This is a genomic window from Desulfocicer niacini (assembly GCF_054657595.1).
Genome location: NZ_BAAHYK010000005.1, coordinates 85,504 through 99,960, shown reverse-complemented (window position 1 = coordinate 99,960; position 14,457 = coordinate 85,504). Strand labels below are relative to the sequence as shown.

Sequence of the window (14,457 nt, the reverse complement as noted above, 5' to 3'; positions counted from 1 at the left end):
CTGTGACGGGTGGCAGATCTTGTGATCAGGCTCATAAAAACAGATTAACATGGATGTTGTCAAATAATTTTGCAGACCATCATCATCTCCGCCTGATATTGTAATCCATTCCCACTTTTTTCTTTGATAATTGCCGGTCATTGTATTATCATGCAGCATTACCCGTCAATAACCTGCACCCAGCCTGTTCTGCGAAAATCCGTCCATACCATCCGGATAACTGCCCCGACCATCGCCGGAAAAAAAGAAAAGAGGTGTCCCCATGCGAATTGCCATTTTTTCAGATGTTCATTCCAACCAAGAGGCTCTCCAGGCGTTCATCTTCCATGCCGCCCGCCAGGGCATTAACAAATATGTCTGCCTGGGAGACATTGTGGGATATGGAGCAAATCCCAACCAGTGCATTGCCCTGCTGCAGACCCTGCCCGACATCTGTTTCATCCTCGGCAATCATGACAATGCCGCCATGGGACAGCGCAGCAACATGAACGGTGATGCCAACGCTGTCATAGCGTGGACCCGACAGCGACTTTCCCAACAGAACCTTGCTTTTTTAAAAAAAATGGAGGTGGTCATAAAACACGATGATCTGTTTTTCTGCCATGCCACCCCCTACAATCCCTTGAACTGGTACTACATTGCACAACGAAACATCATCTCAAAAACCTTTTCAAGGACCCGGGCCAAAATTATATTTGCCGGCCATACCCATACTCCCTCGGCCATCACCCGGAAAAATTTTTTCTGCGTCTATGTCAAAAACCCCCTGAATAACAGTGTTATGCCCGCCGCAACCCTGAAACGACAGATCTTTAACTGCGGCAGCATCGGGCAGCCCAGGGACGGTGACCCCCGGGCCTCCTATCTAATTTATGACATGAAAAAACAGATGGTGGAATTCCACCGGGTGACCTATGATCATGGCACGGCGGCCCAGAAAATCATGGATGCGGGTCTTCCGCCATCCCTGGCGCTTCGCCTGGCCACAGGTGTATAAAAAGCTTAGCCGGGAATCACATACCCGTCACCAAAACGGGGAAAGGTCCGGGAAAGGTCCTCCAGCAACACCAGGGCGCTGGGGTAACGTTTTTCAAGGCTTACTTCCAGGCAGGTAAGAATGATGCGATTCAAATCCGTGGAGATATCCGGCTTAATGCTCACAGGTGGCACCACGTGCATTTCCATGGAAATGTCCATGGGAAAAGAACTGTTATCATGGCAGAAGGGCAATCGATGCAGACTCAAAAGATAAAGAATAATACCCAGCGCCCACACATCCGTGGCTAGGCTACTTTTGCCGTCAAACTGTTCCGGGGGCATGAAATCCAGGGTGCCTTCACTGTGATACCCTCCGTCCTGCCACACAAGATCCCCGGCGATACCGAAATCCAAAAGTTTAACATTGCCTGTGGGACTGATGATGATATTATCGGGCTTGATATCCCTATGCATGATACTGTGATGATGGGCATAGGCAGTAACGGAAACAAGCTGGAGAAACACATCCTCTTTCTGACGAGAGGTCATCCCCGACTCAAACAGCTCCGCAAGGGTATGCCCCGGTACATACTCCTGGATCAGCACAAACCGATCGTCCTCCTTGATCACTTCAATAAGATGCACCACATTGGGATGGTGTATCAGGCGCTTTAGAATGGCAGCGGCCCGAAGGGCACTGGTATTCATCTTTCTATTATGGGCAATCTTGGCCACAGCCATCTTCCCGGTGTCAATTTCCCTCACCTTCCACACCACGCCATCCCCGCCGGTACCCAGTTTTTGAATGCGCTCCCATCGATTGATTATGGGCCGGGTATCCTTACCCGATATCTGGGAACCGGGTGTAAAAAAGGATATGCCTTCACGGAGAAATCCCACGATTCGATGCCATACTTGTGCATCTCCCCGAAAATCAGAAGCCCTGCCCCCACGACCACCCGGGGAAGTGTTGATCACATTCCGGGAAACAGAGGCGTGAACCATGGCCTGACCACACTCTAAAAGCACCATAAATCGGATGGAAAACCGCCCTTCATTCAGGGGGAGTAAACAACAGTCATCTGCCCCGGCCTTAATGTAGGCCGGGATTTGTGCTACCCACTTTTCCGGAAGCAGGACCAGCACTGGAACAGGCTTTATAAGCTGTTTTCGAATCCAGCGCAGTTTTCTAAGCCGGCGCCCCTGTTTGTCATCCACCTGCAGAATCACCAGACACACGGGCTTGTGCCTAAAAAAAGAGCCGGAATCTGCAAACACATCATCAACGGGAACACAAAGTTCAATATCAAAGGAAGAGATCAACCGCTTTATAAGGGCGGTCTCCGTTTCCTTTCCCCCCATCAGCACAATGATTTCACTACCCATGGCTTCCCCTATGATTGGTGCCTGGACCTCCCGTCCACATCGGGCAGGGTGATCCCAAGGCGATTGATTTTTCTGAAAAGGGTGCTTTTATGCATCCCCAACGCCCGGGCAGCAGCCTTGCGATTATAATGATTTTTTTCCAACGCACCCATGATGACACTAAACTCAGCCGATTTAACAGGGTCCCACGAAGCGGGAGCATGGCTGTGTGCATCAAAATGCCGGGTTAATTTCACCGGCAGGTGGCTCAGCAGGATATCTCCTGCACTGCAGAGAACAAAGGCATGCTCTATGATATTTTCCAACTCCCTGACGTTACCGGGAAAGGTGTAACTCATGAGAAGCGCAAGGGCCTGCTGGTCCATGCCTCGAACGGATTTCCCCCGCTGGACATTGAGGCAGCCAATGAAATGATCCACCAGAAGCGGCATATCTTCCATGCGTTCTCTTAAAGGAGGCAGGCTCAGCTGAACCACATTCAGACGATAATACAAATCCTGGCGAAAGGACTGATCTGCCACCATTTCTTCAAGATTCTTATTGGAAGCAGAAATAATCCGCACATCTGCCCGTTCTTTTTTAATGGCACCAAGGGGCTGGAATTCCCGGGTCTCCAGCACCCGGAGCAGGCGCACCTGGAAGGCCGGACTGGTATCTCCGATTTCATCTAAAAAAATGGTTCCCCCACGGGCCTGGGAAAAAAGCCCGGGTTTGTCCTTTACGGCATGGGTGAAGGCCCCGGCTTTATATCCGAACAGTTCCGATTCCAGCAGAGAATCGGGTAATGCCCCGCAGTTAATGGCCACAAAGGGTTCATTTTTTCGATGACTCAAGCCATGGATGGCCTTTGCCATGAGTTCTTTTCCAGTACCGGTTTCTCCACCGATCACCACGGTGCTGTCACTTTCCGCTATCTGGGGAAGCACATTGAAAATATCTTTTATGACCGCACACCGGCTGATGATATCCCCCATCTTCCAGGTGCCGGACAATTTTTTTCTCAACTCTTCCACCAGACTGTGATCCCGAAAAGTTTCAACCCCTCCCAGCACCCTGCCGTCATGATCCCTTAAAAGGGAGGTGGAAACAGTGATGGGTACCTGCCCACCGTCCCTTCGGGTGATGTGTGTAGCGGAACTGATAAATGATTTACCTTCCTTCATGGTTTTTTTCAGGGCACACTCTTCACCGCACATGTTGGACTGAAAGACCTCCCAGCATTTTCTGCCGATGGCCTCTTGGGCATCCACACCGGTAATCTTTGCTGCGGCACGATTAAAGGACATGATTCTCCAGTCTTCATCCACTGTGAACACCCCATCGGAAATACTCTCCAGAATTGTCTCTGTGGTACTCAGATCAAAGAGACCGTTGGCATACTTGTTTTTCATTATTTTTTTCACCCTTATTCATTTTCACCCAAGGGATTGGTCATAACATGGCTCACTCGTCATAAGTGTTGGACCAACGCCCCTCCCCAAAGAGACCCATGCTGTGTGACCAAAGCCAAACACCAACATCATCAATAATGGCAAGAACAAAGCCTGGTCACACCATGGGACACGTTGGGATACCCAGGTGGTGATAAAACCCAAACGCAATGATCTATTGGTAAAGGATTTATATTTTTTTGTCATGCGTTTTCTGAACAAAGAGACGCATTTCTGAAATTCTATAAATTACACCGTCGCACATTTGCTTCTTTTTATGCATATATTCACCCGCCAGCAAACAAGCCACAACACACTGATAAAAAAGTATATTTCTCTTACAAGCACCTTTAAGAGAAGCAATGGCATATTTTATGCTTTTAGTATTCCGGATATTTAAATGTACTGGAGATGGATTTTATCTGAGAAGAGATCCTGAGAAGTCTTTTCCATCACAATTCAGGAGGAAAAATATTGAGCGAAGCTGCAATTAAATTGAGCAACAAAAAACGTACGACGTTTATGGACAAGGTCAAAGAGATATTGCCCGAAGGCGGTAATTTAAATCTCTGTCTAACCTGTGGTGCCTGTTCATCAGGTTGTCCGGCCACGGGCCTCATCGGCATGGACCCCAGAAAATTTCTGCGCATGGCAGCCCTTGGCATGGATGAAGAAATTGCGGCCTCAGACTGGCCCTGGATGTGCACCATGTGCATGCGCTGCATCCACGTTTGCCCCATGGAAATAGATATTCCCCAGCTGGTATACAATGCAAGAGCCCTTCGTCCCAGGGAAGAAAGACCCAAGGGAATCCTTGGTTCCTGTGACATGGCCCTTAGAAATGCCAGCACCAGCGCCATGGGTACAGCCCCGGATGATTTTGTTTTTGTTGTGGAAGATGTGGCTGAAGAATACAGGGAGATCCAACCTGAATTTGCAGACATGCAAGTTCCCATTGACAAGGAAGGGGCAGAATTTTTTCTGAACCAGAACTCAAGGGAACCGGTCACCGAACCCGATGAGATGGTACCTCTGTGGAAAATTCTCCACTTGGCCGGTGTAGACTGGACCTACGGCAGTGAAGGCTGGGCAGGAGAAAACTACTGCATGTTCCTGGCCGATGATGATGCCTGGAAGCATATCACCACCACAACAGCCAATCAGGCCACAAAGTTGGGGTGCAAAACGTTCCTCAACACCGAGTGAGGGCACGTCACATTCTCAGTCCGGGCCGGACTGAAAAAATTCGACATCAAACACGACTTTGAAGTTAAAAATATCTATGAATATTATGCCAAATGGATCCGGGAAGGCCGATTAAAAGTCAATTCCGACTGGAACAAAGACTTGAAAATCAAGTTCACCGTTCAGGATCCCTGTCAAATTGTCCGAAAAAGCTATGGTGATGCCATTGCTGATGATCTGCGCTTTGTGGTGAAATCCGTGGTGGGGGAAGAAAATTTTGTGGACATGACCCCCAACAAATCCAATAACTTCTGCTGCGGCGGCGGCGGCGGATTTCTTCAATCCGGATTCAAGGATGAACGCCTGATCTACGGCAAGATCAAAGATGATCAGATCAAGGCCACCGGTGCCGATTACTGCATTGCTGCCTGCCATAACTGCCATGCACAAATCCATGAACTCAGTGAACACTACGGCAGCAATTACCCCGTGGTTCATCTGTGGTCCTTAATTGCCCTTTCTCTCGGGATTTTGGGTCCCAATGAAAGGGAATATCTGGGGGATGATCTCAAAGAGGTCAATGTATTCCACCCGGAAACTGCCATGTAACACTGCTTCACCCATGCAGTAACTGGCGATCAGGAAGCCGTTGGGCGCGGCTTCCTGTTTCCCCCTCTCCTGCCATCCCTGCCGATTAAAACATCTCCCCCCCTGAAAAATTGCAATTCTAAATCAAGAACATCCGAACTCAATAAATTCAAAGCTTGTCCATAAGATGGACCACCCGTCATAATTGGTGGACCAATGGTGTCAGGCTTGTTATTGTGCTTTTTCCAACTAGCTGTGTTTCAAGACAAATAATTTCAACAAAAGTGCCAATAACGCAAGCCTGACACCTCCCCAGTATGCCCCATCTTATGGCCAAGGCCTAAATTCATCAATATGGTGTAAATTTTCAGCTCGTGTCCTTGCCACCGCACAGCCCCCAAAAAACATCTTTACCTAAAGGCACAACCCATTGTATATAGTGACTTAATTCAATACAAACAATCAAATATCATGACAATCAACGGCATCTTGCCTTTTGAATAGGAGTTTTTTTGTGAATCATACCCTGGAACGGTGGAATACCACCAAATCCACAGACATCTACGGTGTTGATGAATGGAGCGGCGGCTATTTCCACATTGCCGACAACGGTGATCTCATGGTGATGCCCTCACCGGGTGAAAAAGATCGGGCAGTGAGCATCAAACATATTGTTGAAGGCATCCGGGATCGCGGTCTGGACATGCCCGTACTGTTAAGAATTGAAAACATTTTAGATTCCCAGATTGCATCCCTGAACAACTGCTTTGCCCAGGCCATGAGAGCCCTTAATTACAAAGGCAGATTCATGGGTGCCTACCCCATCAAGGTGAATCAGCAGCAACAGGTCATTGAAGCCATCACCCACTTCGGATCCCGGTATCACCATGGCCTGGAGGCGGGCAGCAAAGCAGAACTGGTGGCAGCCATGGGTATGCTCACCGATAAGAAAGCACCCCTGATCTGCAATGGTTACAAGGACGAAGAATTCATTGATCTGGGGCTCTATGCCTCAAAAATCGGCTACAAATGCATCCTGGTGCTGGAAATGCCAAGTGAACTGCCCCTGATCATCGAACGCTCCAGAAAGCTTGGGGCCAAACCCATACTTGGCATTCGCATCAAACTTGCGGCCCAGGCCGGAGGACACTGGGGAGAATCCGGTGGAGAAAGAAGCATTTTTGGTCTCAACACCACCCAGATGATTGAAGCGGTGGATCTTCTTGCCCAAGAAGGCATGCTGGACTGCCTGCAGATGGTTCATTACCACCTGGGCTCCCAGATATCCAATATCCGAGAGATCAGAACCGCCGTGAATGAAGCCTGCCGGGTCTATGCAGGTCTTGCCATGGAAGGAGCCAATGTAAACTATCTGGATCTGGGGGGCGGCCTTGCCGTTGACTATGACGGGTCCCAGTCCAATTTTTTAAGCAGCCGTAATTACACCTTAAGTGAGTATTGTACAGATATCATTGAGGCGGTGATGACCTCCCTTGATGAGGTGAACATCCCCCATCCTGTCATCATCACGGAATCCGGTAGAGCCCTGGTGGCCTACTACTCCATGCTCATTTTCAATGTTCTGGATGTCACCCGGTTCCAGCCGGAACCCCTGCCGGAAACCCTGCCGGAAACCTGCCCTGCCCAGATCCGGTATATGCACGACTCTCTGAAAGAACTTTCCATCCGGAACCTGCAGGAGTGTTTCAATGACATCATCTACTACCGGGATGAAGTTCGACAGATGTTCAATCACGGCAAAATGTCCCTCCGGGAACGATCCTTGGCGGAAAAAATATTCTGGACCACCATCAATGAGGTGGCAAGACTTTCCAGGGAATTAAAGCATGTGGCGCCGGAGATTGCCGACATAGAGCGTGTGCTGTCTGATATTTACTACTGCAACTTCAGCGTATTTCAGTCATTGCCCGATGCCTGGGCCATTGATCAGCTGTTTCCGGTGATGCCCATCCACCGACTACATGAAGAACCCACCAGAAAGGGGATCATTGCCGACATCACCTGTGACTGCGATGGCAAGATAGACCGGTTCATTGATCGTAAAAGTGTCAAACGCTTTCTGCCCCTGCATGAACTCACCGAGGGCCAGGAATACTATCTGGCAACATTTCTGGTGGGGGCCTACCAGGAAACCCTGGGGGATCTGCATAATCTGCTGGGGGACACCAATGTGGTCACAGTCAGGGTCCTTGAAAGCGGAGAGTATGAGTTTGTGGGAGAACTTGAAGGCGACTCTGTGGCCGATATTCTCTCCTATGTGGAATACGATCCCAAACGGCTCCTGGTCCGTTTCAGAAAAACAGCAGAAAAAGCCGTACGTCACGGCAACATCACGGCCCAGGAACGTCGGGAAATCATGCAGGCCTATGAACTGGGTCTCCGGGGCTACACCTATTTTGAAAGGTAAAAAAGGAGAATTTAAATGTCAAAGGTATTAATCGTCGGTGCCGGCGGGGTGGGCAGTGTCACCACTCACAAATGTGCCCAGATGTCTGATATATTTACGGAAATAGTACTTGCCAGCAGAACTTTGTCCAAATGTGATGCCATTGCCCGGGATATCCTTGAACGCACCGGCAAACAAATCACCACCGCCTGTCTGGATGTGGACAATGTAAAAGAAACCATTGCCTTCATTGAAAAGGTAAAACCCGATGTGGTGGTGAACCTAGCCCTGCCCTACCAGGATCTGCCCCTGATGGATGCCTGCCTTGCCACCGGGGTGGACTATCTGGACACGGCCAACTATGAGCCCCCGGATGAGGCCAAGTTTGAGTATAAATGGCAATGGGCCTACCGGGAAAAATTTGAAGAAAAGGGGCTCATGGCCCTTCTGGGTTCCGGGTTTGATCCCGGCGTCACCAATGTCTTCTGTGCCTGGGCCCAGAAACATCACTTTGATGAAATTCATACCCTTGACATCATTGACTGCAATGCCGGGGATCACGGCCAGCACTTTGCCACCAACTTCAATCCCGAAATCAATATCCGGGAGATCACCCAGCGGGGCCGGTACTGGGAGCATGGCGAATGGGTGGAAACAGATCCCCTCTCCTGGTCCATGGACTATGATTTCCCCGAAGGCATCGGCAACAAAAAATGCTATCTCATGTACCATGAGGAACTGGAATCTCTGGTAATGCATCTCAAGGGCCTTAAACGAGCCCGTTTCTGGATGACCTTTTCCCAGCAATACCTGACCCACCTGAAAGTTCTTGAAAATGTGGGCATGACCGGCATTGCCCCTGTAAATTACTACGGCCAGGAAATTATTCCGTTAAAGTTCCTCAAGGCGGTGCTGCCGGAACCGGCATCTTTAGGCCCCCTTACCCAGGGCCGTACCTGCATTGGATGTTTATTAAAGGGCATCAAAAACGGCAAAGAAAAAACCCTGTATGTATATAATATCTGCAGCCATGAAGAGGCCTTCAAAGAGGTGGGTTCCCAGGCCATCTCCTACACCACCGGCGTACCCGCCATGATTGGTGCCATGCTCATGCTCCAGAAAAAATGGCATAAAAAGGGGGTATGGCACATGGAACAGTTTGATCCCGATCCCTTCATGGATGCCTTGAACGCCCATGGCCTTCCCTGGAAAGCGGTGGAACTTTAATGGATTGCCCAGTGCCCACGTCCTTTGATACCACAGCTTTACCCTCCCCCTGCTTTGTGGTGGATGAGGCGGCACTCATGCACAACCTGAAAATTTTGGCATCGGTGAAGAAACAAGCCGGATGCCGGATTCTCCTGGCCCTGAAGTGCTTTGCCATGTTTAGGGTCTTTCCCCTGCTTTCAAAGACCCTGGACGGCGTCTGTGCAAGCTCCCCCCACGAGGCAAGGCTTGGAAGGGAAGAATTCGGCCGGGAGGTGCACACCTTTGCAGCGGCTTACGCTGAAACTGATATCAAAAACTTGTGTGACACCACCGACCACCTGGTGTTCAACTCCTTTGCCCAGCTGGATCGCTTCCGGCCTCTGGTGGCGGAGCTAACAAAAAAAAACGGACGTCACATTGAACTTGGCATCCGCATCAATCCGGAGCACTCCGAAGGGGCCGTGCCCATTTACGACCCCTGTTCGCCAGGCTCCCGGCTGGGTATCCGTAAAAAGGCCTTTCCAGAAAACTTCCCCAAAGACATCACTGGCCTTCACTGGCACAATCTGTGCGAACAGGATGCTGACTGCCTGGAACGTACTGTAACGGCCGTTGAAGAACGCTTTGGAGAATATATCCCCAAAGTGAAATACGTTAATTTCGGCGGGGGACATCACATCACCCGCCCGGGATATGATCTGGATCTGCTGGTAAAAATCATCCGGGATTTCAAGGCCAGATGGGGCAAAGACGTAATTCTTGAACCCGGGGAAGCCGTGGCCCTGAACGCCGGTGTTCTGGTGGCAACTGTTCTGGATATTATCCAGGCGGACATGGAGATCATTCTCATGGATGCATCGGTGCCCACCCACATGCCCGATGTCCTGGAGATGCCCTACCGGCCCCATATCATGGGTTCAGCTCTCCCCGGGGAAAAGCCTTATACCTGCCGAATCGGCGGCCCCTCCTGCCTGGCAGGAGATGTGGCCGGGGAATATTCTTTTGATGCGCCCCTGTCGGTGGGGGACAAACTCATTTTCACGGACATGGCCATCTATACCATGGTAAAAACCAACACCTTTAACGGGGTACAGCTGCCAGCCATTGCCCTTCTGCCCGCCGGAAAAACCCAACCGGAAATCATAAAAACCTTCGGGTATGAAGATTTCAGATCCCGGCTTTCATAAAAATGGCATTATCCAGCGTCAACAACCCTAAAATTAAGATTTGACGTTGCACTAGCAGTAATCACCTGTCACAACGAATATTGAAACTGGTAATATACCGCCGCCCCCCCGACGGGCAATGGTCCCGGACCGGAACTGTAGACAGCTCAATTGTCCGGTTCCTATTGCCCATCGGGGGGGCGGCTCTGCTGAGGTTGCCTTGGAGGCTGCCTTTTCATATAACATACATGGTAGTAAACACCTAAACTCTCATTATTACAGCATTTTGGACGGCGTTTCATATAAAAACCCACATGGCTGTAACCACCAGCCACAACGAAGTAAATATTCGGTTTGGTCATGTAAATGTTTGGTCAGTGCCCCATATTCGCCTGTTTGGGGCTGCGTAGCATATTGATTGCTATGTGAGCAGACCAAAACGGGTGAAGATGGGGTGCTGACCGAATATTTACACAACGAAGATTGAAAGTCCAATTATTGGAGCATCTTAGGCGGAGCTTCTTATAAAAAAACAGATCGGAAAAAGATGAATAAGACCCCTGACTTTATTGATTCAGAACTCACCCTCCGGGATGAAAAAAATTCCCGGTTCCACGTCATTCCCGTTCCCATGGAGACATCTGTGTCCTATGGGGGGGGAACGGCCCAGGGCCCCCGGGCCATTCTCATAGCCTCCCAACAGCTGGAAGCCTGGGATGGCCAATGCCTGCCCCTGGAGCAGGGCATTCACACAACAGCCCCTGTGGATTGCACCGGAACCGTTGAAGATATTCTGGCCCGCATTGAAAAGGCCGTGTCAACAACCCTGGCCTTGAATGCCCTTCCCGTAATTCTCGGGGGGGAACACACCGTAACCCTGGGCGCATTGCGGGCGTTGAAAAAGGCATCCTCCAGGGCGTTTGGCATTGTCCAGGTGGATGCCCATGCCGATCTCCGGGACACCTACGAAGAAAGCCCTCTAAGTCATGCCTGTGTCATGCGACGGGCCACCCAGGATCTTGGGATCCCCTTGGTTCAGCTGGGGATTCGTGCCCTGTGCCGGGAAGAGGAAGAGTATCGCCGGGAAAATAACATCACCTTTTTTGATGCCCGGCAGCTGCATCTCCAGGGCATTCCCGAGGAGCTGTTTCCCCCTGATTTTCCCGACAACATTTACATCACCCTGGATGTGGACGGACTTGATCCCTCTGTGATCCGGGCTACGGGCACACCGGTTCCCGGAGGGCTTGGGTGGCACGACACACTGACCTTACTTGAAAAAAGCATGCACAATAAAAAAGTGGTGGGATTTGATGTGGTGGAGCTGGCCCCTGTGGCCGGGGACCATGCATCGGATTTTGCAGCGGCCCAGCTGGTGTACAGCACCATGGGCATGATTAACAGGTCATGGAAAATACCCCATGGGAACAACTCAGGCTTGCGTTATTGACCACAGCCTGTGCAAACGCCAAAAACAACGATAATGCCAATAACGCAAGCCTGACCCCTCCGGGATTAAGCGTCTAACCGGGAAAATGCGAATGCGGCCGGTGCCAGACATGCCTCATTCTGACTTGATAAACTGAATCGCAAAGGTTTTTTTGTTCATCAATAGTTACCCGCTGACGCGCCAGGTCTTCATCCAGACCTGTTTTTATTGGTGAATCCTGACCCATGGCCAGGGAAACACCAAATAAGAACAGGATTAAAACCCACAAACAACAGGTATGAAAATAACGCTTCATCCGTGTCATGCCGAAGGTAAATTTCCCAGCGGATTTATGTTATCCACAATAAAAGGGGTGCATCGGATGGCCACACTGTGTTTTTTCAGCCAAATCCGGGCCATGGCAATGGATTCTCCGTCAATATTGGTTATACTGGCAAGCTCCTCGGCAAACCCAATATCTTGAATATTGAATTCATAGTAAAAGGTGTTGACGGTGAAGGGGTCGGCAATGAGAATCACCTTTGCCTTGTTGTGGGGATGCTTCTTGGGAGAACCGGAAAAAGGAATGTGGGACGTCTTGTCCACATTTCTGGGTTTCTGGTATCTCTGAATCTCAAATTTTTCCTTTAACTCAACAAGATTAACTATGGCCATTATACTCCTCCTGAAATTAAATCTGAAATTCTACATATTGTGATGATGCCCTGCTCCCGAATCGGTTACGAAACCACGGTTTGATTATCTTATTATACATCAAAAAGTCCTTAAAAAAGAAGAGATCTTTTCATTAAAATTATTTTATAAAATAATTTATAACATATTTTATAACATAATTGACATGCATTCATAGATATTTTATCTTGATGTTCAACAATAAGACTTTCGTGATTGATGCCAACAGAAACACCCATTGACAAGCCTTTGGGGAACAGCAGGATCAAGCGCCTACTTCCGGACAATAATGCCGATGATCGGCGTATACATACCAAACCTTTACAGCCAAGGCATAAAAACAGCCAAGACCCTGTTAGACGGGGGGAGAAAATCCATGGAATACATTAAAAAAGCTCTGAAAACCGCCACGACCAACACCCCGAAAATTCGCACAATTGTAAAAGGGATTCTTTCAGAGATTAAAGCCGGGGCAGAAACCACCGTTTATGAACTGGCCCGGAAATTCGATAACTGGGAAGGAGATTTCATTCTCAATGAAGTGAAGAAATAAAAACTCATTGCAACGGTGCCGGAAAGTGTAAAAAAAGATATACGCTTTGCCCACGCCCAGGTCAGTGGTTTTGCCAAGGCCCAACGACAGAGCATCGCCGAATTTGAACACGAAACCCTGTCCGGGGTACGACTGGGTCAGAAAATCATCCCCATGGAAGTGGCCGGATGCTACGTTCCTGGGGGACGGTTTGCCCATGCCTGTTCCGCCATCATGAGCGTAGCCACAGCCAAGGCTGCAGGGGTTAAAACCGTCATTGCCTGCTCTCCTCTCCGGGGAGATTCCATTGCACCGGCGGTTGTGTATGCCCTGGAAGTTGCCGGAGCGGACATTATCCTGGAAATGGGCGGCGTCCAGGCCGTTGCCATCATGGCCTTTGGTCTGTTCACCGGAAAACCTGCCAATATCCTTGTGGGACCGGGCAATGCCTATGTGGCAGAAGCCAAGGCCATCCTTTCTTCAACGGGCAAATGCACCATTGACGTGTTTGCAGGTCCCACCGAATCTGCCATCATCGCCGATGCCACCGCCGACCCCATGACCGTGGCCGTTGATCTGGTGTCCCAGGCCGAACACGGATACGATTCTCCGGTGTGGCTGTTCACCGACGACAAGGCACTGGGGGAAAAGGTGCTTGAAATCATACCCAGGGTCATCGCTGATCTGCCCGATCCCCAGGTGGTCCAAAGTTCCTGGGAAAACTACGGGGAAATCATCCTGTGCAAAAATCGTCAGAAACTCTGCCGGGTAAATGATGATTATGCCGCAGAACATGTCCAGGTAATGGCCGATGATCTTGACTGGTGGCTGGCAAAACTCCGCGCCTATGGGTCTCTACTTCTCGGGGAAGGCAGCACCGTACCCCATGGAGACAAATGCTCCGGTACCAATCATATTCTGCCCACCAAAAAGGCCGGATACTATTCCGGTGGTCTCAATGTGCATAAGTTCCTTAAAATATACACCTGGCAGGAAATCAGCAAAGACGCCAACCGGGTGATCAGCGGTTCGGCATCGAGACTTTCCCGGGTGGAGGGTATGGAAGGCCATGCCCGGGCCTGTGACTGGTGGCTGAGAAAATATTTTCCCCAGGAAAACTGGAATTTTGAGGTATACGACCTGGAAAAATATTAATGCCGGATGGGGGGTACCCCATTCCCATACCGGAAGGATCCCGCCGTTCACGGAACCCAAGAATTTTTTTTGGGGCTTGATCACAGCATGGGGCACTTGTCATAAGTGTTGGGTCAACAGCGTCAGGCTTGTGTTATTGGCGTTATCTTTTCACAGCCTGTGCAAAAGCCAAAACCAACGATAATGCCAATAACGCAAGACTGACTCATCTCTAAAATGGCCCATGTTGTGACCAAACCCGATCTTTTTGAACAAGGCCCCCCCGCAGACAATACATCCATGCGAGGATTAAGCCCGAA

11 protein-coding genes are annotated in these 14,457 nt (G+C 49.8%); 8 read left to right on the top strand and 3 right to left on the bottom strand.

The window, feature by feature from the left end; translation table 11 throughout:
• Positions 1–262 precede the first annotated feature (262 nt).
• Positions 263–997, top strand: coding sequence for a metallophosphoesterase family protein (locus ACYQ2M_RS03855; RefSeq protein WP_459915000.1), 735 nt, complete (start codon positions 263–265; stop codon positions 995–997).
• A gap of 5 nt (positions 998–1,002) precedes the next feature.
• Here the strand turns inward: ACYQ2M_RS03855 and ACYQ2M_RS03850 are convergent, their stop codons facing one another.
• A complete protein-coding gene (locus tag ACYQ2M_RS03850; RefSeq protein ID WP_459914999.1) occupies positions 1,003–2,364 on the bottom strand; it encodes a serine/threonine protein kinase in 1,362 nt (453 codons plus the stop codon).
• Positions 2,365–2,372: 8 nt separating this feature from the next.
• The gene (locus tag ACYQ2M_RS03845) at positions 2,373–3,755 is read right to left on the bottom strand and encodes a sigma-54 interaction domain-containing protein (RefSeq protein WP_459914998.1); all 1,383 of its coding nucleotides are present in this window, start codon (positions 3,753–3,755) and stop codon (positions 2,373–2,375) included.
• 513 nt (positions 3,756–4,268) lie between these two features.
• Here ACYQ2M_RS03845 and ACYQ2M_RS03840 point away from each other — a divergent pair.
• The 5 genes from ACYQ2M_RS03840 to speB all read left to right on the top strand — a co-directional run bounded on the left by ACYQ2M_RS03840 (position 4,269) and on the right by speB (position 11,799).
• Positions 4,269–5,588 (top strand): (Fe-S)-binding protein, encoded by a 1,320-nt coding sequence (locus tag ACYQ2M_RS03840; RefSeq protein WP_459914997.1) that lies wholly within the window; start codon positions 4,269–4,271, stop codon positions 5,586–5,588.
• A 493-nt stretch (positions 5,589–6,081) separates the two neighbouring features.
• Positions 6,082–7,995: a biosynthetic arginine decarboxylase gene (speA, locus tag ACYQ2M_RS03835; protein ID WP_459914996.1), complete on the top strand. Its 1,914-nt coding sequence runs from the start codon at positions 6,082–6,084 to the stop codon at positions 7,993–7,995.
• Positions 7,996–8,010: 15 nt separating this feature from the next.
• Positions 8,011–9,201 carry a saccharopine dehydrogenase family protein gene (locus ACYQ2M_RS03830; RefSeq protein WP_459914995.1) on the top strand — a complete coding sequence of 397 codons (1,191 nt, stop codon included), beginning with the start codon at positions 8,011–8,013 and terminating at the stop codon, positions 9,199–9,201.
• Positions 9,201–10,370 carry a carboxynorspermidine decarboxylase gene (gene nspC / locus ACYQ2M_RS03825; RefSeq protein WP_459914994.1) on the top strand — a complete coding sequence of 390 codons (1,170 nt, stop codon included), beginning with the start codon at positions 9,201–9,203 and terminating at the stop codon, positions 10,368–10,370. The genes ACYQ2M_RS03830 and nspC overlap by 1 nt, the downstream gene beginning before the upstream one ends.
• A 526-nt stretch (positions 10,371–10,896) precedes the next feature.
• Positions 10,897–11,799, top strand: coding sequence for an agmatinase (gene speB, locus ACYQ2M_RS03820; protein ID WP_459914993.1), 903 nt, complete (start codon positions 10,897–10,899; stop codon positions 11,797–11,799).
• A gap of 300 nt (positions 11,800–12,099) precedes the next feature.
• Here speB and ACYQ2M_RS03815 read toward each other — a convergent pair whose 3' ends face one another.
• A complete protein-coding gene (locus ACYQ2M_RS03815; RefSeq protein ID WP_459914992.1) occupies positions 12,100–12,453 on the bottom strand; it encodes an inorganic pyrophosphatase Ppa in 354 nt (117 codons plus the stop codon).
• A gap of 394 nt (positions 12,454–12,847) precedes the next feature.
• On the opposite strand from ACYQ2M_RS03815, the gene ACYQ2M_RS03810 reads away from it, so the two are divergent.
• A complete protein-coding gene (locus ACYQ2M_RS03810; protein ID WP_459914991.1) occupies positions 12,848–13,024 on the top strand; it encodes a hypothetical protein in 177 nt (58 codons plus the stop codon).
• Between the two features lie 15 nt (positions 13,025–13,039).
• Positions 13,040–14,158, top strand: coding sequence for a histidinol dehydrogenase (gene hisD, locus ACYQ2M_RS03805; RefSeq protein ID WP_459914990.1), 1,119 nt, complete (start codon positions 13,040–13,042; stop codon positions 14,156–14,158).
• Positions 14,159–14,457 lie beyond the last annotated feature (299 nt).

Excerpts from the sequence above, each read along its gene's own strand:
- ACYQ2M_RS03850 (WP_459914999.1), bottom strand. The coding sequence starts at position 2,364 with ATGGGTAGTGAAATCATTGTGCTGATGGGGGGAAAGGAAACGGAGACC.
- nspC (WP_459914994.1), top strand. The coding sequence starts at position 9,201 with ATGGATTGCCCAGTGCCCACGTCCTTTGATACCACAGCTTTACCCTCC.
- ACYQ2M_RS03810 (WP_459914991.1), top strand. The coding sequence starts at position 12,848 with ATGGAATACATTAAAAAAGCTCTGAAAACCGCCACGACCAACACCCCG.
- speB (WP_459914993.1), top strand. The coding sequence starts at position 10,897 with ATGAATAAGACCCCTGACTTTATTGATTCAGAACTCACCCTCCGGGAT.
- ACYQ2M_RS03855 (WP_459915000.1), top strand. The coding sequence starts at position 263 with ATGCGAATTGCCATTTTTTCAGATGTTCATTCCAACCAAGAGGCTCTC.
- ACYQ2M_RS03845 (WP_459914998.1), bottom strand. The coding sequence starts at position 3,755 with ATGAAAAACAAGTATGCCAACGGTCTCTTTGATCTGAGTACCACAGAG.
- ACYQ2M_RS03830 (WP_459914995.1), top strand. The coding sequence starts at position 8,011 with ATGTCAAAGGTATTAATCGTCGGTGCCGGCGGGGTGGGCAGTGTCACC.
- ACYQ2M_RS03815 (WP_459914992.1), bottom strand. The coding sequence starts at position 12,453 with ATGGCCATAGTTAATCTTGTTGAGTTAAAGGAAAAATTTGAGATTCAG.